Raw genomic sequence first — 20,069 nt, 5'->3', positions numbered from 1 at the left:
TTCGGCCGAGGTCATTGGCTCTCCATTATCCGTTGATGTGTCGTGCGACGGGGGCCGCCGGCGTTGATTGAAGTCCGTTAGGAGGCGTCGTAAATCTCGAAAAGGTGTTGCTCGGATCGGTCGAGGTAGGCAGCCAGCAAGTCCGCAGCTTCATCGAAATGCGCGTCCTCGAGGGCCTGAGCGATCTTTGCGTTGTCCTCGACGTACCGTGAGTAGAAGTCGACATTCACCGGCTCTTTGAAGAAGAACAGCCTCATTTCTGCCAGCACCTGGTTCATGAGTGTATTGAGTCGGTCGCTCTCCGCCATTTCGACGACGGCGCGATGGAACTGCAGATTCGCATCGGCCAGGCGGTCCTTGTCTTCGTCTTTGGCGGCCAGCTTTCCTGCAGCAACGGCGCCCTGAACAGCTGCGATCCGCTCAGGCGTGCCGCCGTGGCGAACGACCCCGATTTCGATAATGCGCCGGACTGCGTAGAAGTCGCGGAGGTCGTCGGCGCCTGGCGCAGCAACAAACACCCCGCGGTTCGGCAGCCGGACCACAAGGCGCTCGGCGTTGAGTTCGGCGAAGGCCTCGCGGAGTGTGTTACGGGATATTCCCAGTTCCTCGGCGATTGTCGGCTCGTTCAGGCGCATGCCAGGCGTCCATTTGCCGGTAATGAGTTGCCGGCGAAGTTCTGCCGCGACCCGGGAGGCCACGGCCGGGACCGCTACGCGCAGCCGGGCGGCAGGACCAAGCTCGTGTTGCCCAGCGTCAAGGAGGTCGCCCGAAGTCGTCATGACACAAATCTACAGGACTTCCACGATCTGTCACAGACAGAATCGTTGAACGATTCCCAAACTTAAGCAATGATGGTTCCACCACTTCTTCTTGAGATGAGGATCACAATGAGACAGATCGATTTGAACAGCGACGTCGGTGAGTCGTTCGGGCGATGGGTCCTGGGCGATGACGATGCTGTATTCCGTTCAGTGTCCAGCGCCAACGTTGCCTGCGGGTTCCATGCCGGTGACCCCACTGTCATGCGGGCAACCTGCGAACTTGCCGCGCGGCGTGGAGTCACCGTGGGCGCCCACCCCGGTTACCGGGACCTCGCCGGTTTCGGCAGGCGGTTCATGGACATTGCCCCTAAAGAGTTGGCCGATGATGTCGCCTACCAGATCGGCGCATTGCAAGCGATGGCTGCCATCGCAGGAACCACGGTCAAGTACGTCAAGCCCCACGGGGCGTTGGGGAATGCGATCGTCCACCATTCGGCGCAGGCCCAGGCCGTGGTCGACGCCATCCGCTCCGTAGATCCGTCCCTGCCGATCCTGGCGCTGGCTGGCTCCGAAGTATTGACGCGGGCCGAAAAGGCGGGCCTGCGACCCATTCCCGAAGCGTTCGCCGACCGCGCCTACACCCGTGACGGTGCCCTCGCTCCACGCAGTCTGGAAGGTGCTGTACTCCACGATCCGCAGGCCATCACAGAGCGCGTTGTGCGGCTTGTCTCCGAAGGCAGGATCGAAACCGTCGACGGTGCACACATCAACGTCCATGCTGAAAGTATCTGCGTTCACGGCGACACGGCCGGTGCTGTCCAGATCACTTCGGCCGTCCGCGAGGCCCTGGAATCTGCCGGAATCGCTGTAAGGAGCTTCGTCCAATGACGCAGAACCAGACCCCCAGCCCTTTGGAGCAGGCCATGTCCACTTCACCCTCCGAAACAAGCCGCCTTCGCAAGCGCAGCGCGATCAAGGCCTACATCGCGAGCCTGAGCGGCACCTCCCTGGAGTACTACGACTTCGCCATCTACTCCGTAGCCTCGGCCCTGGTCTTCCCCAAGATTTTCTTCCCCGGCAATGACGAGTTCGTCGGCCTCCTGCTGTCCTTCTCCACCTTCGCTATCGGATACCTGGCCCGGCCCATCGGCGGCGTGATCTTTGGCCGGCTGGGAGACAAGCTCGGGCGCAAACACGTCCTCGTCGTCACCCTGCTGCTGATCGGCGCGGCAACCATTCTTATCGGCGTCTTGCCCGACTACAACGCCATCGGGGCAGCAGCTCCAACCATCCTCGTACTCCTCCGCCTGGCCCAAGGCATCGGCGTCGGCGGCGAATGGGGTGGTGCGGTCCTCCTCTCAAGCGAGTTCGGTGACCCCAACAAACGCGGTTTCTGGTCCTCGGCAGCGCAAATTGGCCCACCCGCCGGCAACCTGATGGCCAACGGCGTCCTCGCCATCCTCGCCGCAGCTCTCCCCAACGACGCATTCCTTGGCTGGGGCTGGCGCGTTGCCTTCCTCGCCTCGTCGCTGCTGGTGGTCTTTGGCCTGGTCATCCGTCTCAAGCTCGAAGAAACCCCCGTGTTCAAGGCGCTCGTCGAGAACCAGGAACGTTCTGAAGCTCCGCTGCGCGAGGTGTTCACCACCCAACCCCGAGGCTTGATCGCCGCGGCCCTTTCCCGGATCAGCCCGGACGTCATCTACTCAATGTTCACCGTCTACGTCGCGGTCTACGCCACCAAGGTCCTCGGCATGAGCACCGGAAACGTCCTGACCGCCATCCTGATCGGCTCCGGAGTGCAGATCTTCATCATTCCGACGGCGGGAGCCCTCACCGACCGCTTCAACCGCCGGCTCGTCTACGGCATCGCGGCCGCCGGAAGCGCCATCTACATCCCGCTGTTCTTCATCATGATCCAGGACCGCTCCGTCGTCACCCTCACCCTGGGCGTCATCGGCGGCCTGATCTTCAACGGCCTCATGTACGGTCCACAGGCTGCCTTCATCACCGAGCAGTTCCCTGCCCGGCTCCGCTACGCGGGAAGCTCCCTGGCCTACACCCTGGCCGGTGTCATCGGCGGAGCCATCGCCCCGCTGATCTTCACTGCACTCTTTGCCGCCACCGGAACCTGGCACTTGATCGCCGTCTACCTGGCCGTCTGCGCAGTCGTGACCATCGTTGGTGTAGCCGTTGGCCGCGACCCCCAGCCCGAAGAAGACCTGAGGCTCCTCCATGACAGTAATGCCTGAAACGTTGCTCCCAGGAACCGGTCCGCATAGCTCACACGTGAAGTCCGTCCGTACCGTCGGCGAACGGGGAGTGTTGGCCGAACTTGCAAACCCTGACGATGTGCTCGCCCTGACCGAGATGCTTAACCACGAGCCATTCCCCGGACAGCGCGAGGTAGTCCCCGCAGCCGAAACGGTCTTGGTCACCGCGGAAAGCCCCGCAGCTGCCGAACGCATCAAGACTGCCCTGGCAACACGGACCATCCCGCCTTATCAGCATTCAGCCGGAAAGCTGGTTGAAATCGACACGGTCTATGACGGCCAGGACCTCGCGGTCGTGGCCGAGCTGGCCGGCATCAGCCCGGAGGCGGTGGTTGCAGCACATACCGGCCAGCTGTGGACCGTTGCGTTTACGGGTTTCGTCCCTGGATTCGGCTACATGGTGGGTGAGAATGGCTGTCTGAATGTTCCGCGCCGGGCCACGCCCCGTACGGCGGTCGACGCCGGATCGGTTGCACTGGGAGGCGCCTACTCCGGTGTCTATCCACGTCGCTCACCCGGCGGCTGGCAGATCATCGGCCACACCAACTGCCCGATGTGGGACAGCAACCGCCCCGAACCGGCACTGGTCAGCCCGGGCACCAGCGTCCGCTACAAAGCGGTCCGGGAATTGGTGTCCGTCAGCCAACCGGACCCGGCGCGCCGAGCGGCCAGTACTCAGAATTCCGGTTTGGAAGTCCAGATGAGCATGCCGCTCACCCTGGTCCAGGACCTTGGCCGGCCCGGCTATGCGGCCATCGGTGTGTCACGGTCCGGAGCCCTGGACCAAGGGTCCCTGCGGCGGGCCAACAGGCTCGTCGGGAACCCTGAGGGCGCGGCCGCCCTGGAAATCGTCGACGGCGGCCTGGTGGTGAGGGCCGTCGGTGACCAGATCGTGGCACTTACCGGTGCCCCGGCAGGAATCCGGATCACCTCGGAGACCGCGGCCCGCACCGCGGATGCCGCCACAGCGTTTGCGGTTCTTGACGGTGAAACACTCGCGCTCTCGCCACCGCAGCATGGCGTGCGCAGTTACCTGGCGATCCGTGGCTCCTTTGAGGCGGAGCAAGTCCTTGGAAGCAGCTCTACCGACACGCTGGCGGCGTTGGGTTCCTCGCCGCTGGCTGCCGGTGACTTCCTTGGGGTGGGTGCGGATCCAGGCACTGCTGTTGGACTTCCGGAAACCCAGCCGGACTTCCCGGACCACGCGGCTGTTGAGTTGGAGCTCGGGCCCGGGCCCCGGGCCGACTGGTTCTCCCCGGAAGCCCTGCGGTCGTTGCTGTCCCAGGAATGGACCGTGACCAACGAATCCAACCGGATCGGAATGCGCCTGTCAGGGGAACCCCTGGAACGTATCCGGGATGACGAACTTCCAAGCGAAGGAACCATCTGCGGTGTCATACAGGTTCCACCCACGGGCCAGCCAGTGGTGTTCCTCTCCGACCATCCAGTCACTGGCGGATACCCCGTCATCGCGGTGGTTGCACCGAAAGACCTGGACAAAGCAGCCCAAATCCCTGCCGGCGGAAAAGTCCGTTTCACCCCCTCACCATCGATGACAGAAAGTACTTCCTGATGCATAAGATCCTGATCGCCAACCGCGGAGAAATCGCTGTGCGCGTTGCCTCTGCCTGCGCCGATGCGGGACTGGCTTCCGTGGGCGTCTACGCCGACGCAGACGCCGACGCCCTCCATGTTTCGGCCGTGGATGAGGCCTATAGTCTCGATGGTCGGACCCCGGCCGAAACCTACCTCGACGTCGACAAGATCCTTCACATCGCCAAGCGCTCCGGTGCCGATGCTATCCACCCCGGCTACGGATTCCTCTCCGAGAACGCCGATTTCGCCCAGGCAGTCCTCGACGCCGGACTGACATGGATCGGACCTGCTCCAGACGCCATCCGGGCGCTCGGCAACAAGGTCACCGCCCGGCAACTTGCAGTGCGCACAGGGGCGCCACTGGTTGCCGGCAGCGACGGTCCCGTCGCCAACGCTGCCGAGGCCCGGTCCTTCGCCGAAACCCACGGCCTTCCCATCGCCATCAAAGCTGCCTTCGGCGGGGGCGGGCGAGGCCTTAAAGTGGTCCGCGATTTGGATGCCGTGGAGGAAGCCTTCGACTCCGCGGTCCGGGAAGCCGTCACCGCCTTCGGGCGCGGGGAATGCTTCGTGGAACAGTATCTGGACAGGCCGCGCCACGTGGAGGCCCAGATACTCGCCGACAATTTCGGCAACGTAGTGATCGTCGGAACCCGTGACTGTTCCCTGCAGCGCCGCCACCAGAAACTCGTCGAAGAAGCGCCAGCACCATTCCTTACGGAGGAGCAATGCAGAACCATTTACGAGGCCGCCCGCGCCATCTGCCGGGAAGCCACTTACGCCGGGGCAGGCACCGTGGAATTCCTCGTGGCTGAGTCCGGTGCCATCGCGTTCCTGGAGGTCAACACCCGGCTCCAAGTGGAACACCCCATCACCGAGGAAACCTCCGGCGTTGACCTGGTCCAGGAACAATTCAAGATCGCCCAAGGCCTTCCGCTGACCCTCACGGCGGACCCGGAACCCCGGGGCCACTCCTTCGAATTCCGGATCAACGCCGAAGACGTGGGCCGCGGGTACCTCCCCACTCCCGGGACCGTAGACTCCATCACAGTCCCCACAGGGCCCGGCATTCGTTTGGATTCAGGGATCGCGGCCGGATCGGAGATTTCGGGGGACTTTGATTCCCTCATGGCCAAACTGATCGTCACAGGAGCGGACCGACAGCAGGCCATCCGGCGGGCACGCCGGGCGCTAAAGGGTTTCACTATCGAAGGATTGCCCACACTCCTACCCTTCCACCGGGCAGTGCTGGAGTCTCCGGACTTCACAGACTCTTTCGCCATTCACACCCGGTGGATCGAGACGGAGTTCAACCATGGCATCACCTCTGATCCGGCCTTTGACCCAAACCACTCCGGAGCTACCGAGAGGGTGACCGTACCCCTGGACATCGACGGCAAACGGGTGATGGTCGGCTTCCCTGGAAACCTGGCACGCTTGCTTGGCTCCTCTGGCATTGGGCTGTCCAACGACACCGATCCAACAGCACATGACGAGGCAGCGGACACAGGACTGGTCACATCACCCATGTCCGGCAAAGTGGTCAAATGGCTGGTCGAGGCCGGAACGGCAGTCACGGAAGGTGCGCCGCTGGTTGTCCTGGAAGCCATGAAAATGGAGAGCGTTGTTCCCGCCCCGAGGTCCGGCGTACTTGGGGAGGTCCTTGCTGAAACAGGTGCCAGCGTCAAGGCAGGGGAGAAGCTCGGCAGGTTCACTGTCGAATAGCCCAGCCGGGCAACAACAAAGCAGAGCGTACGACGGCGGCGACCGCCCGCCGTCGTACGCTCGCTTTGCGTTTAATCGCCGACCGCGACTGACCTCGCGCACTCGATGAAGTTGTCCGCAATAGTCTCTGAGGTCCCCGCCCGGCTGACGATCGACAGTTCCACGAGATCCATGCGCTGCGAGAGCTCCCGCGCCACTACGCCGCGCCGGTCACCCAAAGACGAGAGTGGCACCAGCGTGACGCCCAACCCGCAGCCGACCATGGCCAACTGGGATTGGATGGAGTTCGCGAAGTGCCTCGCCCGGGGGCTGAACCCTGCCCGACGGCAGGCCGCCACCATCTCGTCGTGATAATCCGGGGAGATGGCGCGCGGCAGCCACACCCAGCTGTCATCCCTGAACCGGGCCAGGTCCACCGGCCCCTCCTTGGCGGCCTCGGCATGGGTTGCCGGGAGCGCCAGGACGAAGCGGTCCCGGCGCAGCGGAACTGACCGCAGCCCCTTATCGAAACCGGGTTGCCTGATGATGGCGACGTCGAGTTCCCGGCGGAGCAACCGGGCGCTGCCGTGATGCGTGTCGATTTCCGAGACTTCCAGTTCCACGTCCCGCCACTTGGTCCTGAAGGTTGCCAAAACGCCGGGGAGCAGGCCGTCAAAAGCCGACGTGACGGAACCGAGGCGCAGGGTCCCGGCCATTCCGGACTTCGCGCGGGCAGCTACTTCTTCCGCCCTCTCGGAAGCCTGCACCAATAAACGGCACTCGTCCAGAAAGAGTTTGCCAGCGTCGGTCAGCAGCACGGAGCGGCTGGACCGGGTCAGCAAACTGGTCCCGAGCTGCCGTTCCAACTGCAGGATGGCTTGGCTAAGAGGGGGCTGGGACATGGTGAGCCGCTCGGCTGCCCGCCCGAAGTGCAGCTCCTCCGCCACGGCAACAAAGTACCGGGCTTGGCGTACCTCGATCATTGAGACGTAATACCTCTTTCAGTTATAGGTAACCAGACCTTCACTATATCGATCGGGGGGGGTCTACTGGAAGCATGACTTCCCAATCAACCCTTCTGGAGCAGTACGCGGCGCTGGATTCCGCAGCTGTCTCCGATGCCCTCGACGCTCTGGACCTGACGCCGGGCCAAGCCGGGTTCCTTCCAGTGTGGGGGACCCCAAAGATTGTTGGATTCGCCGTGACGGTCCAGCTCGAGCCCTACCAGCCGGGCCCCTCCGGCGCCCACATCGGCGCCACTGCGGTGGCCGATGCGAACGAAAGCAATGTGATCGTGGTGGCCAATGACGGCCGCACCGATGTCTCCTGCTGGGGTGGGCTGCTCAGTCTGGGGGCCTCCCTTAACGGTGTGCGCGGGGTTGTGGCCGACGGTGCGTGCCGCGACGTCCACGAAGCCTGCGAAATTGGCTTCCCTGTCTTCGCCAAGGGACGCATACCCGCTACCGCCCGTGGCCGCCTGCAGCAGCGCTCCACCGGTGAACCGGTACGACTGGGCGAGGTGACCGTCACCCCCGGTGACCTGGTCCTGGCGGATGAAACCGGCGTCGTCGTCGTACCCGTCGCCCATCTCCAAACCGTGCTCGACCACGCCCAAGGGGTCGCCGCACGTGAACAAGCCATCGCCGCCGACCTGCGGGCCGGCGTCGCACTTCACGAAGCCATGCGCGACGCGCGCCTGGCAGGAATCACAGAGGAACACTAATGAACACCACTACCCAAACCAGCGTCGTCGAGCGGTTGGCGGCACTGCCCACGGCCTCCGTCTCAGACGCCATGGACTCTCTCGGTCTCCACGGTACGCTGCACGGACTGGCTGGACTGACCTACGACTTCCGCGCCACCGGCCCAGCCTTCACCGTCCAGTACGCTGCCGCCGGTGAGACCCGCGGCAGCGTCGGTGACTTCCTTGACGACGTCCCGGCCGGGGCAGTGATCGTCATCGACAACCAGGCACGCACCGATGTCACCGTCTGGGGCGGCATCATGACCGAAGTCGCCGCAGAACGCGGCATCGGCGGTACCGTCATCAATGGCGTCTGCCGGGACATCTCCACCTCCCTGCAGCAGAACTACCCGCTCTTCAGCCGCGGAAAGTTCATGCGCACCGGCAAGGACCGCGTCCAACTGGTCGCCGTGCAAACCGACATCACCATCAACGACGTCACCGTCACGCCCGGGGACATCATCTGCGCTGACGCCGACGGCGCCCTCGCAGTCCCCGCTGCCGAAGCCGAACGCGTCGCCACCCTTGCCGAAGGCATCGAAGACACCGAAGCCCGGATTGTCGCCTCCGTCAAAGCCGGATCCACCCTGGTTCAGGCCCGCAAGGACCTTGGCTACCACGACCTTCAGTGGGGAAAGAAATGAGCAACGCAGCCCGCGGACACTCCTCCGCCACCCTCTACGAAGCCTCCAAAATGCCCTGTGCATGCGATCCGGGCATCAAACCCGTGTGGCAAGGCGCCAAAGTCGCCGGACCGGCCTTCACCGTCCGCGGCGTCGGCGGAGACAACCTGGCTCTCCACCACGCCGTCCTGAACGCGCCCTCCGGTAGTGTCCTGGTGGTCGACATGCAAGGCGCCGAACACGGGCACTGGGGTGAGATCCTCGCCGCAGCAGCACAGCACCGGGGGATCGCAGGACTCGTCATCGACGGGGGAGTGCGCGACACCGACGAGATGGCGGAGATGGAGTTCCCCGTCTTCTCGCGCAGCGTCACCGTCGTCGGTACCGCCAAGGACTACACCGGCGACTTCACCTCCCCGGTGCGGGTCGGGGGACTGACCGTTCGTGCCGGGGACCTGGTGGTCGGTGACGCCGACGGCGTCGTCGTCCTGCCGCATGACGCCGTCGACGCCGTGCTTGACAAGGCAGACGCGCGCGTCGCCGACGAACACCGCATCCTCGCCGAAATCCGCGCCGGCAAGTCCACCCTCGAGCTCTACTCCCTCTGACTGGATCACAACATGACCACGAACACCATCCAGCACTTAGGCGTTGCGGAACGGATCGCAGCCTCCAGCCGCCGCCCCGCCACCTTGGGCGCGGCGGCTCCCGGAGCGATCTCACTCGCCATGGGCGAGCCCGACGCCGGAACTCCGAAAGCGATTACGGACGCGGCCGTTCGTTCCCTGGCACAGGGACGGACCCGGTATTCACCCATGACCGGTGCCCCGGCTTTACGTGCCGCCCTGGCAGCGAAGATCTCGGCCGAAACCCCGCGCCCCACCACGGCCCGCGAAATCGTCCTGACCCATGGGGGCAGCGCAGGGCTTGCCGCGACCATGATGGCCTTGGTCAAACCCGGCGAACGAGTGCTGCTCCCGGAACCGACGTACTCCCTCTACGCCGACCACGCAGCCATGGTCGGGGCGGAAGTTACCTGGGTTCCCGCAAGGCCGGACGGCTCCCTGGACCTTCAGGCCCTGCGCGCAGAGGCTGGCACGGCACGCATGATCATCTTGTGCAATCCGGGCAACCCCACCGGCCGCGTCTATTCGGCCGCCGACATCTGCGGGATCGGTGAAATCCTCACAGCCAACCCGGACCTGCTGCTGCTCTCTGACGAAGCCTACGGAAGCATCGTCTTCGACGGCCTCGCTTTCACCTCTGCTCTGTCACTAGCCGGCGTTTCGTCGCAGGTGGTCTATTGCAGCACCCTGTCGAAGACCTATGCCATGACTGGCTGGCGTTTGGGGTATGCCGTTGCCGACAGTGCCTTGGCCGACAAGATCAACCTGGTCCACCGCGCGTTCAACGGTCCGCTGAATACTTTCGTCCAGGACGCCGCACTCACTGCGCTGGAGACCCCGGACCAGGAGCTTGCAGCGTTGACAGCTTCCTACCAGCAGCGCCGTGACATGGTGCTGGAGGCGCTCAAGAATGTTCCCCGCATCGAACTTTTGTCCCCCCAAGGGGCGTTCTACGCCTTCCCCCGGATTGATTCGGCCCTGGCCTCAGATGAAATGGTGGACCGTTTTGCCGAGGCGGGGGTACTGGTCCGCTCCGGCAGTGAGTTCGGCCCCTCGGGCGAGGGCCATATCCGGATTTCCTTCGCCACCGATACGGCAAGCCTGGAGGAAGGCTTGCGTCGGTTCGTCACGTGCGTGAACGGGCTTCCGTGACCGGAGGCCCGGCAGCTGGTACCCCGATTATCAGCCTCGGTTTGCCCTCACGGGCCACGAACGCCTTGGCTCGACACGGCATTAGAACCGTGGAGGTCCTCGCGACGTGGTCCCGGGCTGAATTACAGGGACAAATCATCGGGCTTGGCAGCAGTTCCGTGGACCTCATTGAAGCGGCCGTCAGGACAACCGGACGACAGCTGGCCGTCGCCGACCCTGGAAAGCCCTACCAGCTCGCCAGGGTCAGCACCAACCAGCGGCATATCGCCAACCATCACGCGTGGGTGCTCTCGTCGGTGTCCCCCGCCACCACCTTAGGAGAAAGACTTGACCGGGCTGACCAAGCTTGAAGCGTTCACCCTCCCTCTCACCATCGGGAATACCCACGTCGACGTTGCCGGCATGTTCCGCCAAGGCAACGGATTGCCGTTGGTCTTTCTCCACGGATTCGGGTCAACCAAAGAGGACTACGCCGACGTCATCCAACAACCGGAACTCGCCGGCCGCACGGTCCTTGCCTACGATGCGCCCGGCTGCGGGGCAACCACCTGCTCGGGCCTGGACGCCATCTCGGTTCCGTTCCTTGTCTCCGTAGCGAAGGAAGTCCTCTCCGCCAAAGGAATCGACCGGTTCCATCTGGTGGGCCATTCGATGGGTGGTCTCACCGCTTTGCTGCTTGCTGACCAGGAACCGTCCAGGGTGGTCAGTTTCATCGACATCGAAGGCAACGTCGCGCCGGAAGACTGCTTCCTCAGCCGGCAGATCATCAGCCACGCCCACCCCGATCCCGACGGCTTCTTCCATGACTTCCAGGAGCGGGTGTGGAGCTCGCGGTACTACTCCAGCGCGCTCTATGCCGCCAGCCTTCCCCACAAGGTCAGGGCAGGGGCGGTCAGGCCTATCTTTGAATCCATGGTGGAGCTCTCCGACAACGCAAATCTGTTGGAGCGCTTCCTGGCGCTGCCTTTCCCCCGGATGTACATGTACGGGATACAGAACAACACCCTGTCCTACCTGCCCCTGCTCAAGGACAAGGGAGTGGAACTGGCCGAGATCTCCCAAAGCGGACACTTCCCCATGTACTCGAATGCCCCTGAAATGTGGTCACGACTCACAGCCTTCGTCTCCCGGAGCGAACAGGCATGAAGCGACGGGACAACACTGCCCACCGGTTCGTCCGTCAGGACGACTGGACCGTGCTGATTGGTGGCCACGTCCAGGTCAGGCGTCACGGCGTTCCCGTGCAGAGCGGCATCGTTGATCACGCGATGGCCGACTCATCAACCCTCTGGCTACGAAGCAACGGCGTACAACCCCGCCAGGCCTTCGTCCGGAATGAAGGATACGAGATCTGGATCAGCCCCAGAGACCTGCAGTTCCGCACCACCCCAGCGGCAGCACGTATCTGACACGACTCCGTCCCGGCCTGCCGGGACGGAGTCGCTCTATTCCAGCCGCACGACGATGTGCGGCTCGTCCCCACGGAGAAAACATGAAAACACCCTCCCGCGATCGCGCGGACGAACTTGAGAACGAGCGAGAGCGCACAGGTGACGTCGCCACGGCCGTTCGCGACTTTTCCAGCGAAGAGCACGGCTACCACAAATCGCTGAAACCCCGTCAGATCCAGATGATCGCCATTGGCGGTGCCATCGGCACTGGCCTGTTCATGGGGGCAGGGGCCCGACTGAACGGAAGCGGCCCGGCTCTGGTACTGGTCTACGCCGTCTGTGGCTTTTTCGGCTTCCTGATCCTCCGTGCCCTCGGAGAACTGGTCCTGCACCGACCCTCGTCTGGATCCTTCGTCTCCTACGCCCGCGAATTCTATGGCGAAAAAATGGCCTATGCCGCCGGATGGCTCTACTTCCTTAACTGGGCCATGACATCAATCGTCGACGTCACCGCAGCCGCCCTGTATCTGAAGTTCTGGGCGCCCTACTGGCCCCCGCTGCAGGAAACCCCGCAGTGGCTATTGGCACTCATCGCCCTGGTGGTCGTGCTGTCGCTGAACCTGGTCTCGGTGAAGCTCTTCGGCGAGATGGAGTTCTGGTTCGCCCTGGTCAAAGTCATCGCCCTGGTCACCTTCCTGGTGGTCGGTGTCATCTTCCTGCTCAGCGGTGCAGCCACTGACGTCGGACCTACCGGGCTGGTCTTGTTTACGGACAACGGGGGATTCTTCCCGAACGGCGGGATTGCCCCACTCCTGGCCGCCAGCGGAGTAATCTTCGCCTACGCGGGCATTGAACTCATCGGGACAGCCGCCGGGGAAACCAAGGAGCCGGCCAAAGTCATGCCCAAGGCGATCAACAGTGTGGTCTTCAGGATCGCGGTCTTTTACGTCGGATCGGTGCTCCTGCTTTCGCTCCTGCTGCCGTTTACCGCTTACAAGGGTGGCGAATCACCTTTTGTCACTTTCTTTTCTCACCTTGGCGACCCGCAGGCAGGAGCAACAGCGGCATCCATCATGAACTTCGTGGTCCTGACCTCGGCGCTGTCCAGCCTGAACGCCGGGCTGTACTCCACCGGGAGAATCCTTCGGTCCATGTCCATCAACGGATCAGCTCCCCGATTCTCCGGCCGCATGAACCGCAAAGGCGTCCCGTACGGTGGCATTCTCTTCACAACCGTCGTGGCACTGCTCGGCATCGGACTTAATGCCCTGGTCCCCACCCAGGCATTCGAAATCGTTTTGGAAGTATCCGCTCTGGGGATCATCGGGTGCTGGGCAACCATCATCCTGTGCCAGATGAAGCTTCACAAACTCTCGCGGTCCGGTCAGATTACGCGCCCAGCCTTCCGCTTGTTCGGGGCACCGTATACGTCTTACCTGACCTTGGCGTTCTTGGTCTTCGTTCTGGTCTCTATGGGCTTTTCCGAGACGGGACGCTGGATCCTCGCCTCGCTGCTGGTGCTGATTCCGCTGTTGATTGGCGGGTGGTTTGCTGCTCGGGAGGGAATAGCAGCCGCAGCCAAAGAACGCCAAGGTTACACCGGGAGCGTGCCTGTGCTGGCGAATCGTCCGGCGATTGATCAGGGCCGGGCATCAGCGGGAAACAGTACGCCATGACGTCGCGCTATCCGAGAGCCGCCACCGTACCCGCCCTCGTCCTGACGGGGCATCACGCTCCTGTCAGCGGGTGGTGGCGGCCCGACGGTGAAACAGTTCCGTTCCGCTACGTGAAGAAGGGTGCCGTCATGCCAGGGCTCCGGGGGAGCATCGTCAGCTGGAAACTTGAGTTGGAGACCCGCGAGGCTACCTTACGATAGCCCCCTGGCTGAGAGTTCTTCGGGGCGGTTCTATTGCCCGTCTCACTACCCGATCTCACTACCCGATGGTCGCTCGTCGAGTACCTTCCAGGTGCGAGTCGATGGCTGCACAGGTGGCCTTCAGGCTCGTCCCGCTCGGGCTGTTCAAGATGGTTTGGTGCTGGGCCGGAGCTTCCTGTGTCCGGTGGCTCCCTGCTGATGGCCTGCATCCCGATTCGTAGCTGCCGCTGCCGCGAGGACGCGTAGAAATCCGATAATAGTGGCTTGTGGGCTGACCTGACGATGTGTTGCGAAACTCCATATCCATCCCAAAACCGCCAGCCAGCTGACTGGGGCGCCCAAGTCATCATCGTCACAGCCCACTAGGGCACCGGGGAGCGTGGCGTCTGCTTAGCTAGGCTCGCTCTATCGAATCAACCACCTGCGTTGTCGCTTGCAAAGAGGCGGACGCTTCCACCGGCCGGACCTCAATTCGGTGTGGGACATAGCCTGTTGGTCTTGCCACATGGGTGTGGTCCTGCAAGAACTCGAAAAGGATCGGCCGCCTGGACCTAACCGTTGATGTAGGGGTGGTGAATAGGGCACGCCAGGACATTCCCGGTTCTGGCTAACTGCCGGGTGGGCGTCTCCATCTGAGTTTTGGCGCGGAGCCCACAACACGGCTCTGAATCTGAGTGACCTGTAGACCTCGGTAGAGAAAGTCTGGTCGGCCTTTCCAGCGAGGAACCTTCGATGGAGGAGCAGTCTCCAATTGACTAGCGCGGCCGTTGCACTCCAGGGCAAACGAGCGGTGCGGTCCGGGTTGGCAAGGCCAACCGAATGGTTGAACTCGTTATGCGCATGAAGCCAGCTGGGACCGCAGGATGAGGAGGGGAGTTGCTTCTGAAGTAGAATTAGGAGATATGGAACTGGGAATCGGCGGTCGCACCGCAATTGTCCTTGGCGCGGGCAGCGGAATCGGGCGTGGCGTCGCCTTGGCTCTCGCTGCCGAGGGAGTTCGGGTAGCCTGCGTGAGTAGAACTGCTGCGAATGTCGAAGAAACGGTTGCGCGGATCCGGCAAACGGGCGGAACTGCTTGCGACTTTGTCTGGGACATGAATGCTGTCGAAGATGCACACGGTCTGCTCAGTTCAGTTGAGAGGTGCTTCGGGCATGCGGACATCCTGTTCAATAACTCCGGCGGACCGACGCGTGCGGCGGCGAGCTCAGTGAGGCCCCAAGAGTGGGAGCAGAATTTCCGCTCTATGTTTCTGTCAGTCGTGACCTTGACTCAGCTCGTTCTGCCGGCAATGCAAGCGCAGAAATGGGGGCGAATCATTACTACCACGAGTTCTGGCGCAGTCACTCCGATTCCTGATCTGGTTGTGTCAAATACGCTTCGATCGGGAATGCATTCGTGGGCGAAGACCCTCGCAACTGAAGTCGCTGCCGAGGGCATTACGGTAAACGTCCTTGTCCCAGGACGCATAGCGACTGAGCGAACCCGAAGCATTGACACGGCGCGTGCGCATCAGAACCGATTATCAGTGCGCGAAGTGGAAACGAGATCAGTACAAGGCATTCCGGCCCAGCGGTACGGCAGTGTTTCTGAGTATGCGGGTGCTGCGCTATTTCTGGCGAGCGAACCGGCATCGTATATCACTGGCACGATGCTGCGAGTCGACGGTGGTATGGCGGCGCATTTGTGAAAACAGCGCACCTAGACGCACGGCAGCTTTCCGGGGGACACGCCCGTTAGATCCTTTTCGTGGTCGGCGAATGCGAAAACCACTGCCCGCGTATGCTCCCCGCTAGCAGGCCACTTAGCGTGAGCGGATCAACGGCTGGGGTTGGATCCGCTCACGCAGGGCGCAAATGCTTGCGTATGTGAGCTCGTGAAACTACTCGTCGTCCTCTATTTCCGGGAACTTGGCGAGAATTCCCGCGAAATGAGCTTTAAAGTGAGTCTCTGCGGCTGACGGCGAAATCGGCCAACTTTCGACAACATGATCTTCAAGCGGCCTAACACGTCCAGCGGCGCGAGCAATGAGTTCGGATGTCGCAGCGCGTTCGGCCAAGATTGTCAGGAATGCCGCTTCACCTACGCTCCCGCCCCAGGTGACCACGCCATGCCCGCGTTGAATCAAAAGCTTTGCCTGCTTGCCAATAGCGGCTGTGCGGGTACCTCGCGGAGAATGAGTGCCCGTTCCGTCATCATCGGTGATTGCTTGGAGGCCGTAGAGCGAAGCAGACTCGACCGTGAATGGAGTGAAAAATTCCGGGACCGAAGACCACGTGACAGCCGACGGTGAGTGGACATGCAGGACGGCCACAGCATCGGCCCGCGCCTGATGGATCTCCTGCTGACCACGGAACCCACGAAACAGAACGTCCTTTTTTGCCGGATCAACTGGAACGGCGTCGGCATCGAGCAACAGCAGATCCTTGGCGCGCATCTCTCCGAAGGGGATGCCGAGAGGATTGATCCAGTATCGTTCTTCAGGCCCTGGATCCCTCACGGTGGCGTGGCCCCACCGCCCGGTTTCGTAGCCAAGCTCGCCAAATAGCCGCAAGGCCCCCGCCAGCTCAACCTTTCGGTTGTGTCTTACATCATTCGTGCTCATTCAGTTGCCCCTATCAGCAGCTCGATGCCGGCACCCTGTTCGTGTCAAATCACGAGCATGGGAAGTGCGCGGCAAGTACCCACTATGGCGCTTCAATGGCGGCATACGAGAGGCGTGTGAACGCGTATTTCCCCATGGACAAACCGGAGATATCGAACAATCCAGAATGGCTATGCGCGCTGGAGTTGTCCGGAGCGTTTGCTGACAGTATCGAAATTATGAGGAGCAATGATGCGCAAGACATGGAAGGCGGTTGCGGCGGCAGCCGTGTTAGCAGTGGGCTTGGCTGGATGTAGTAATCCGGGAGAGCAAGCCGAATCATCTTCGGCGGCGCCAGGCGAGGGGACGTTGAGAATCGCACAGGCTGCGGCTCCCGACTCCCTCGTCCCATGGCAGATCTCTTCCACCGCGTCGATCAACATCGCGCAGCAGGTTTACCACTCACTGGTGGACATGACTCCTGCTGGAGAGTTCACTCCTTACCTCGCCACGGACTGGAGTCAGTCCACCGACGGTCTGAGCTGGACATTCAACCTTCGTGACGATGTATATTGGCAGACCGGCAACGACCTCTTTGGCGACGAAAAGGTGCCTGTGACGGCACAGGACGTGAAGTTCAGCTATGACTTTATCCTCGACCCAGCGAATCAGGCACGCCATTACGACAATTTGGTGAAACTCATCGATAGCGTCGAAGTCGTCGACGACCATACTGTGACTTTCAATCTGAAGAAGGTCGGTTCACTGTTACTATTCCGGTTGAGCAAAGTTCGTATTTTCCCCGAACGAGGCATAAAGAAGAACTGGGACTTCAAGGCGTATCCGGTCGGATCTGCTGCTTACAAATTCAAAGAGCACGTGAAAGATGACCACCTCACCCTTGAGCGAAACGAAGATTACTGGCTGAAACCAGGGGTCAAGGAGGTTGAATTCCGCTTCATCGCGGATCAATCGGTGGCTGCGATTGCGCTCCAGAACGGAGAAGTGGATGTTGCTCTGAACGTTAACCCAACCGATGCCGCCCAGATCACGGAGGCGAACGGCCTGGAACTGGTCAGCGCTGGGCTGGGAAACCCTAATCTCTTCACGTTTAACTTCGACGATCCTCTGCTCTCAGATGTCAAGGTACGCACAGCCCTCGCGCAAGCCGTGGACGCGGACGCAATTATCACTGCAGCCTATAAGAACAACGCTGGCATCGAGGTCGCGAAACGAGGCTTCTCTCCTCTGCCCCCAGAGCGGGCCGGATACGACGCTGTGGCCACTTCAGCAGTGACGCCCCAGTTCGATCCGCAAGCCGCAGCGCGGTCACTGGAGGATCTTGGTTGGAAAAAGAACGAAGCGGGCTTCTATGCCAAAGGCGGCGACACGCTCGCATTCGAGATCAAAGTCTCCAATAGCGATGCGAACAAGGAAAAAGTCGCGGTGGTTACGGCGACGCAGCTTCAGGCTTTCGGTGTTGATGCCAAAGTGACAACTGTCGAGAACGGAACCTTCATCGCAGATTCCGAAGCGGGGGATACTCAGCTCTCGATCTTCAGTGGTTACGACGGCCCCGCCGCATCGACCCAAGTGATGCACACCCAGGACAAGCACAACCCCAACAACGGATATTCCAACCCTGACGTTGACGCTCTGCTCGATGAGGCCTGGACCGTCACGCTTGATGAGAGGAAGAGGTCAGACCAAATTCGCGAAGCAACAGTCAAGTTTGCCTCTGACGTGCCGTATCTTTTCGCCTATTACGTCTATTCGCAGGTTGGAGTGAGCGAACGAGTCGAAGACTTCGATGAATATCCGACTCTGGAATTCGCACTCTCCAGCTCATCGCGCAACGTGACGGTTCGGTAATGTACTGTCCAGGCGAGGGCTGTTCCTTCAGGCTCGAGTCTGGAGGCCCAAGATGTTGATCTACGTCTTCAAACGCATCGCACAATCGGTTCCCACACTACTTGTCATCGTCTTCATCGTATTTTCCCTGTTGTACATCACGCCCGGTGATCCTGTGCTGTTAATCGCGGGATCGAGTAGCGAAGGAATCTCTGAGGAGCAACGCCTCAAGATCGAGCAAGAATGGGGTCTTGATCAGTCCTTCCTGCTTCGGTTCTGGAATTTCCTGTCCGGCGCGATTCAAGGTGATTTGGGTCAGTCATACGCAACCGGCCAGGACGTCGGCTCGACCGTTATCGCCTATTTGCCCGCCACGATCCAGCTGACTTTTCTCGCCTTGCTCTTGTCGCTCCTAATCTCGGTGCCATTGGGTGTGCTTTCCGCGGTTCGACCGAACTCGATCTGGGATCGTGCTGCCTCGGTGATTGCTACAGTCGGAATTTCCATGCCCGCGTTTTGGGTCGGTCTCATACTCATGTACACATTTTCGTTGCAGCTCGGCTGGTTTCCCAGCACGGGGTCAATCAATATTCGGGATGCAGGACTGGACGGTTACGTGCAACGCGCGGTTCTGCCCGCCCTGACACTGGCCTTGGGCATGGCGGCGACCCAAATGCGAGTGCTGCGCGGAAGTATGTTGGATGTCTTGGGACAGGACTACGTGAGATTCGCGAGAAGTAAGGGCTTCTCGGAAATACGATTGATCGTCGGACATAGTCTTCGTAACGCGTTGATCCCACTTGTGACCACTATGGGGACTGAGATTGGCGGGCTTCTTGCGGGTTCCGTTGTAATTGAGTCGATCTTCTCCTGGCCGGGCGTGGGACGCCTCATGCTGACTTCAATTGGAAAGCGTGACTATCCAATGATTCAAGGTGTCACGCTGATCATTTGCGTCGTGTACTTGATCGTAAACCTGTTGGTGGACATCGCATATGCAAAAGTGGATCCGAGAATCAGGGTGGATAATTCATGAATTCAATAGGTATAAAAAGTCGACGTGCATCGACGAAATTCACGGGGTTTATTTGGCAACGTCGGACAGCGGCGATGGGTTTGGCGATCTTCGTGGGGATAGTAGCTGCCTGTCTTTGTGCGCCACTCCTCAGTCCATATGATCCGGTGAAAGATATGGACTTGAACGGGATGCTGATGCCGCCAGGAACACCCGGGCATTTGCTCGGCACCGACGACGTCGGACGTGACGTTTTCAGTCGACTCCTGTACGGAGGCAGATCTTCAATCGCAGTGGGTGTCCTGAGTACACTCTTTGCCGTGGTCATCGGCACCCTTGTCGGCCTGTACAGTGGGTTCTTCGGCGGCAGAATTGATGCCTTACTCATGCGAATGACGGACATCGCGCTGGCATTTCCGTTCTTGATAATCGCCATAGCGCTCATGGCCGCGCTGGGGTCGAGTGCTCAGAACATCGTGATCGCCCTTGCCATCACGATCTGGCCAAAATTTGCGCGACTGATGCGCGGCCAAGTGCTGCAGGTTAAAAGCCTTGACTATGTTGAAGCCGCGCAAGCCTCCGGTCTCGATCGAAGACGCATCATCTTTAGCCATGTCTTTCCGAACGCCTTTCCGCCCCTCATCGTGCAAGTGGCGCTCACCATCGGTTCGACAATTCTGGCCGCTGCGAGTCTCAGTTACCTTGGCCTGGGTGTTGACGCGGCGGCTCCCGACTGGGGCTTGATGCTCAGTCAAGGAAAGACGTATCTTCGCGATGGGCTGTATTTGACCCTCGTCCCAGGCATCGCGATTTCGTTCACGGTCCTATCCCTCAACTTGATGGCGGATGGCCTCCGGGACATCCTCGATCCGAAAGTGTGA

20 protein-coding genes and 1 pseudogene are annotated in these 20,069 nt (G+C 61.3%); 18 read left to right on the top strand and 3 right to left on the bottom strand.

Annotation, left to right across the window (positions count from 1 at the left end):
• Nucleotides 1–77: 77 nt before the first annotated feature.
• Nucleotides 78–779 carry a GntR family transcriptional regulator gene (locus ACIPY2_RS06095; RefSeq protein WP_400265468.1) on the bottom strand — a complete coding sequence of 234 codons (702 nt, stop codon included), beginning with the start codon at nt 777–779 and terminating at the stop codon, nt 78–80.
• Nucleotides 780–887: 108 nt separating this feature from the next.
• Here ACIPY2_RS06095 and ACIPY2_RS06090 point away from each other — a divergent pair, with 108 nt between their 5' ends.
• From ACIPY2_RS06090 to ACIPY2_RS06075, 4 genes are read left to right on the top strand one after another with little or no spacing between them, the layout of a single operon-like run.
• Nucleotides 888–1,649 (top strand): LamB/YcsF family protein, encoded by a 762-nt coding sequence (locus ACIPY2_RS06090; protein ID WP_400265467.1) that lies wholly within the window; start codon nt 888–890, stop codon nt 1,647–1,649.
• Between the two features lie 35 nt (nt 1,650–1,684).
• Nucleotides 1,685–3,010 carry an MFS transporter gene (locus ACIPY2_RS06085; protein WP_400265750.1) on the top strand — a complete coding sequence of 442 codons (1,326 nt, stop codon included), beginning with the start codon at nt 1,685–1,687 and terminating at the stop codon, nt 3,008–3,010.
• Between the two features lie 37 nt (nt 3,011–3,047).
• A complete protein-coding gene (locus tag ACIPY2_RS06080) occupies nt 3,048–4,604 on the top strand; it encodes a 5-oxoprolinase/urea amidolyase family protein (RefSeq protein WP_400265466.1) in 1,557 nt (518 codons plus the stop codon).
• Complete coding sequence (locus ACIPY2_RS06075) at nt 4,604–6,349, top strand: acetyl/propionyl/methylcrotonyl-CoA carboxylase subunit alpha (protein ID WP_400265465.1); 1,746 nt, start codon at nt 4,604–4,606, stop codon at nt 6,347–6,349. The genes ACIPY2_RS06080 and ACIPY2_RS06075 overlap by 1 nt, the downstream gene beginning before the upstream one ends.
• A gap of 71 nt (nt 6,350–6,420) precedes the next feature.
• Here the strand turns inward: ACIPY2_RS06075 and ACIPY2_RS06070 are convergent, their stop codons facing one another.
• On the bottom strand, nt 6,421–7,311 hold the full coding sequence (locus tag ACIPY2_RS06070; protein WP_400265464.1) for a LysR substrate-binding domain-containing protein: 891 nt from the start codon (nt 7,309–7,311) through the stop codon (nt 6,421–6,423).
• Between the two features lie 74 nt (nt 7,312–7,385).
• Here ACIPY2_RS06070 and ACIPY2_RS06065 point away from each other — a divergent pair, with 74 nt between their 5' ends.
• From ACIPY2_RS06065 to ACIPY2_RS06020, 10 genes are all read left to right on the top strand, one after another.
• On the top strand, nt 7,386–8,051 hold the full coding sequence (locus tag ACIPY2_RS06065) for an RraA family protein (protein WP_400265463.1): 666 nt from the start codon (nt 7,386–7,388) through the stop codon (nt 8,049–8,051).
• On the top strand, nt 8,051–8,716 hold the full coding sequence (locus tag ACIPY2_RS06060; protein ID WP_400265462.1) for an RraA family protein: 666 nt from the start codon (nt 8,051–8,053) through the stop codon (nt 8,714–8,716). Before ACIPY2_RS06065 ends, ACIPY2_RS06060 begins: the two co-directional genes overlap by 1 nt.
• Nucleotides 8,713–9,303, top strand: a complete 591-nt coding sequence (locus ACIPY2_RS06055) for an RraA family protein (protein WP_400265461.1) — start codon at nt 8,713–8,715, stop codon at nt 9,301–9,303. Before ACIPY2_RS06060 ends, ACIPY2_RS06055 begins: the two co-directional genes overlap by 4 nt.
• 12 nt (nt 9,304–9,315) lie before the next feature.
• A complete protein-coding gene (locus ACIPY2_RS06050) occupies nt 9,316–10,473 on the top strand; it encodes a pyridoxal phosphate-dependent aminotransferase (RefSeq protein ID WP_400265460.1) in 1,158 nt (385 codons plus the stop codon).
• Entirely contained in the window at nt 10,452–10,823 is a 372-nt protein-coding gene (locus tag ACIPY2_RS06045; RefSeq protein ID WP_400265459.1) for a DNA-directed RNA polymerase subunit alpha C-terminal domain-containing protein, read from the top strand. Before ACIPY2_RS06050 ends, ACIPY2_RS06045 begins: the two co-directional genes overlap by 22 nt.
• A complete protein-coding gene (locus ACIPY2_RS06040; protein WP_400265458.1) occupies nt 10,801–11,619 on the top strand; it encodes an alpha/beta fold hydrolase in 819 nt (272 codons plus the stop codon). Before ACIPY2_RS06045 ends, ACIPY2_RS06040 begins: the two co-directional genes overlap by 23 nt.
• Nucleotides 11,616–11,882 carry a hypothetical protein gene (locus tag ACIPY2_RS06035; RefSeq protein ID WP_400265457.1) on the top strand — a complete coding sequence of 89 codons (267 nt, stop codon included), beginning with the start codon at nt 11,616–11,618 and terminating at the stop codon, nt 11,880–11,882. Before ACIPY2_RS06040 ends, ACIPY2_RS06035 begins: the two co-directional genes overlap by 4 nt.
• A gap of 83 nt (nt 11,883–11,965) precedes the next feature.
• Nucleotides 11,966–13,540 carry an amino acid permease gene (locus ACIPY2_RS06030; RefSeq protein ID WP_400265456.1) on the top strand — a complete coding sequence of 525 codons (1,575 nt, stop codon included), beginning with the start codon at nt 11,966–11,968 and terminating at the stop codon, nt 13,538–13,540.
• Nucleotides 13,537–13,740, top strand: coding sequence for a hypothetical protein (locus tag ACIPY2_RS06025; protein WP_400265455.1), 204 nt, complete (start codon nt 13,537–13,539; stop codon nt 13,738–13,740). The genes ACIPY2_RS06030 and ACIPY2_RS06025 overlap by 4 nt, the downstream gene beginning before the upstream one ends.
• Nucleotides 13,741–14,642: 902 nt before the next feature.
• Nucleotides 14,643–15,428 carry an SDR family oxidoreductase gene (locus tag ACIPY2_RS06020; protein ID WP_400265454.1) on the top strand — a complete coding sequence of 262 codons (786 nt, stop codon included), beginning with the start codon at nt 14,643–14,645 and terminating at the stop codon, nt 15,426–15,428.
• Nucleotides 15,429–15,620: 192 nt separating this feature from the next.
• Here the strand turns inward: ACIPY2_RS06020 and ACIPY2_RS06015 are convergent, their stop codons facing one another.
• Nucleotides 15,621–16,343: a class II aldolase/adducin family protein gene (locus ACIPY2_RS06015; protein WP_400265453.1), complete on the bottom strand. Its 723-nt coding sequence runs from the start codon at nt 16,341–16,343 to the stop codon at nt 15,621–15,623.
• A gap of 228 nt (nt 16,344–16,571) precedes the next feature.
• Between ACIPY2_RS06015 and ACIPY2_RS06010 the strand changes: the two genes are divergently transcribed.
• From ACIPY2_RS06010 to ACIPY2_RS05995, 4 genes and pseudogenes are all read left to right on the top strand, one after another.
• Nucleotides 16,572–18,194: an ABC transporter substrate-binding protein gene (locus tag ACIPY2_RS06010; protein WP_400265452.1), complete on the top strand. Its 1,623-nt coding sequence runs from the start codon at nt 16,572–16,574 to the stop codon at nt 18,192–18,194.
• 52 nt (nt 18,195–18,246) lie between these two features.
• Complete coding sequence (locus tag ACIPY2_RS06005; RefSeq protein WP_400265451.1) at nt 18,247–19,209, top strand: ABC transporter permease; 963 nt, start codon at nt 18,247–18,249, stop codon at nt 19,207–19,209.
• Nucleotides 19,206–19,382, top strand: a pseudogene (locus tag ACIPY2_RS06000) (hypothetical protein); the annotation flags it as partial. The gene ACIPY2_RS06005 and the pseudogene ACIPY2_RS06000, both read left to right, overlap by 4 nt.
• A gap of 126 nt (nt 19,383–19,508) precedes the next feature.
• Nucleotides 19,509–20,069, top strand: a complete 561-nt coding sequence (locus ACIPY2_RS05995) for an ABC transporter permease (protein WP_400265749.1) — start codon at nt 19,509–19,511, stop codon at nt 20,067–20,069.

The sequence above is a fragment of the Paenarthrobacter sp. NPDC089675 genome (genome assembly GCF_044749185.1).
Taxonomy (GTDB): Bacteria; Actinomycetota; Actinomycetes; order Actinomycetales; family Micrococcaceae; genus Arthrobacter.
Note: the sequence above shows the minus strand (reverse complement) of the source record. Positions and strands in the feature narration are given on the sequence as shown.